The organism is Henriciella sp. (genome assembly GCF_049649345.1).
Lineage (GTDB): Bacteria > Pseudomonadota > Alphaproteobacteria > Caulobacterales > Hyphomonadaceae > Henriciella.
In genome coordinates, this window is sequence record NZ_JBARZC010000178.1 from 1 (window position 1) to 2,699 (window position 2,699).

Annotated in this window: 2 protein-coding genes, 1 tRNA gene and 1 pseudogene; 2 read left to right on the plus strand and 2 right to left on the minus strand. The window is 62.6% G+C overall.

Annotation, left to right across the window (positions count from 1 at the left end; genetic code table 11):
• Positions 1–451: pseudogene (locus tag WA989_RS04380) on the minus strand (DUF4214 domain-containing protein); the annotation flags it as partial.
• 128 nt (positions 452–579) lie between these two features.
• Positions 580–1,662, minus strand: a complete 1,083-nt coding sequence (locus tag WA989_RS04385) for a hypothetical protein (protein WP_424339290.1) — start codon at positions 1,660–1,662, stop codon at positions 580–582.
• Positions 1,663–1,957: 295 nt separating this feature from the next.
• Here WA989_RS04385 and WA989_RS04390 point away from each other — a divergent pair.
• Positions 1,958–2,031: transfer RNA gene (locus WA989_RS04390), tRNA-Gln, on the plus strand.
• A gap of 61 nt (positions 2,032–2,092) precedes the next feature.
• Positions 2,093–2,699, plus strand: a 607-nt coding sequence (locus tag WA989_RS04395) for an ATP phosphoribosyltransferase regulatory subunit (RefSeq protein WP_424339291.1), incomplete at its 3' end; no start/stop codon positions are given.

Genomic DNA, 2,699 nt, shown 5'->3' on the forward strand with positions numbered 1-2,699 from the left:
CGAAATAATCGAGGGGGCCAACCCCTCCGGCCGGCCCCCATTCGCATGGGTATTGAGAGCCGTCGTCGCGCATTTCGCACGGCTGGATAATTGCAAAATTCTCCAGCTCGTTGCCAAGTTCCCAGACCTCGAACCGCCCGCGGTGCTGCGCCGTCGCGGCGCGGGCGCTCTCGAGACAATGGTCGAAGATTTCCTGCGCCGTGTGCGCCTCGAAATCGATATTCGCATGGAGAATGGGAAGCAGGGTGACACCATATTGCCGGGCAAGGGGATAAAGGCGTTCCAGCCCGTTATTCCGGTTGCCGACGCGGTAATGCGTCATGCCGAGTTGCCTGACCAGGTCGAGCTGGGTTTCCAGCGGTATGCCGGGATAGGCCTGAAAGGGATGGCCGTTGACGCCCCAGATCATTGACCCGGAGGATTGCTGCGCGACCGCCATTGCGGGACGCATGCCGGCAGCAATGGCTGACATGCCCAATCCTGCGATAAATCCGCGTCTGTCCAAAACCGTCACACCGGAGCTTATCCACAGGCGGGACTATGAGGAAAGAGCCGGGCGCGATTTTCTGGCGTTCGACTTTAGCCAATCGAGTCCCTTATCGCCTGTCCGGCAGGCTTGAGGCCGCCAATGCGCCAGCCATTTGCGTCGCTGCCGTCCATGCGCACGATGCCCATCTTCGATTCCGGGCCGGACCAGTAAGGCTCGTCGAGAAGCTCGTAAACGAAGGCCGCATCGACGCCATATCTCGGGCCGACATCCCGGTAATAGGCAATACGCTCGCGCAGCTGGCGGGCATTGTCATCTTCAGACACGGCATTCCAGGCGCCGGCGTTGAATTCCGTGATCCAGATCGGTTTGCCATACCCGGCGAGCGTTTCGAGATAGCTTTCGCGGACCTGCTCATAATCGTGCCAGACCGTGATGTCCCAGGTGACACCGTCGTCGCGCCAGCGCTCAAAGGCGCCGAGATGTCCGAAACCCGAGGTGCCGATGGCGCGCCTGGCATCCGGATCGCCTTCGCCGACCCCATCGACCAGGCCGCGCACAACAGCGCTCACCTTGGCCCAGCGCTCGCCGACATAGTCTAGCGGGTCAACGCCGCCGCCCGGGCCCCATTCGCAAGGGTATTGAGAATTGTCGTCGCGGTATTCGCAGGGCTGGATGATCGCGTAATTCTCCAGCTCGTTGCCGCATTCCCAGACGGGAAAACGGCCGCGATGGGCGCGGGAGATGGTGCGCGCCTTCTCCAGCGATTCCCGGTAAAGCGTGTCCGGATCGCGATCCTTCCAGCCGCTTTCCGGGTGAATGATCGGCAGGAGCGTAATGCCCCGCGCCTGCGCGAGCGGATACATCCGGTCCAGCCCGCCACTGTTTGCCGCAACCCGGTATTGCGTCATGCCGAGGTCGCGGAGCAGGTCGAGCTGCGCGTCATAGGCAATGCCGGGATAGGCCTGAAACGGGTGTCCGTTTACGCCCCAGATAATACCGCTCGTCGATGCCGGAGGCGGTGGCGGCGGAGGAGGGGGAGGTGATGGGGGTGGAGGCGGCGGCGGGGCCGGAGGTCCAAGCTGGGCGGCATTCGGCGCGCTGGCACCGCCTCCACCGCCGCACGCTGCCATACCGAAGGCGCCCAGTCCTGCAAGGACGCTGCGTCTGTTCATCCGTGTCATATAACTCTACATCTGTCGTCTGCGGGCCCCTCCAGACGAAGACTGTGATAGACGCGGATTCCCGCTCTGTTTCTTAAGTTTCAGAAGGGTGTTTGCATTGTAATGTGGGCGGCACCCGAGAGCGCCTTGCTTGACTTTGGGCGGCGCGGCCCGTATCTCGCGGCCCATGAACATTCGGCACCACCAGCATCAACCTATCTGACGCGCCTTTCAGGAGAGGCGCGAACACTATGGCGTGCCTCGATGTTCTTCCCATGAAAACAGCATTGATGACCGCCTAGACCCATGCCGGGTCGTCTAATGGCAGGACAGCCGGTTTTGAGCCGGCCAATGCTGGTTCGAGTCCAGCCCCGGCAGCCAGACTTCACAGTCTGAACAGCTTCGTCTAAGGCGAAGCGCGAGCGACTGAACAGGACGAGAGATGAGCAAGAAGAACAAAGATCAGGACGGCCAGAAGTCCGGCAAGGACCTTGCCCGCAAGCCGCGCGGCTTTCCCGACAGGCGCGAAGCCCTGATCCATGCCCAGGCCGAGATGATCGATCGGGTGACGTCTGTGTATCGCCGCTGGGGCTTTGAGGCGCTGGAGACGGGCGCGTTCGAATATGCTGACGCCCTCGGCAAGTTCCTGCCCGATGATGACCGCCCCAATTCCGGGGTGTTCTCCATGCAGGATGATGACGAACAGTGGATATCGCTGCGGTATGATTTGACAGCCCCGCTCGCCCGCTTTGCTGCCGAAAACTGGCAGACCCTGCCCAAGCCGTTCCGGCGTTATGCCGCCGGTCCCGTCTGGCGCAATGAGAAGCCGGGGCCGGGCCGCTTCCGCGAATTCCTGCAATGCGACGCTGATACGGTCGGCGCAGCAGGCGCGCATGCCGATGCGGAGATGATCGCCATGGCGGCGGAAGCCATGCGGGCCGCTGGGGCCGGCGATGGCGAGTTCGCGGTGCGGGTGAATACGCGCCGCCTGCTCAATGCCGTGCTCGATGGCGTCGGCGCGAATTCAGATACGGCGCGCCTCACCATTC

Bases quoted from the DNA above. Each gene is read 5' to 3' on its own strand.
- WA989_RS04385 (WP_424339290.1), bottom strand. From the start codon at position 1,662: ATGAACAGACGCAGCGTCCTTGCAGGACTGGGCGCCTTCGGTATGGCA.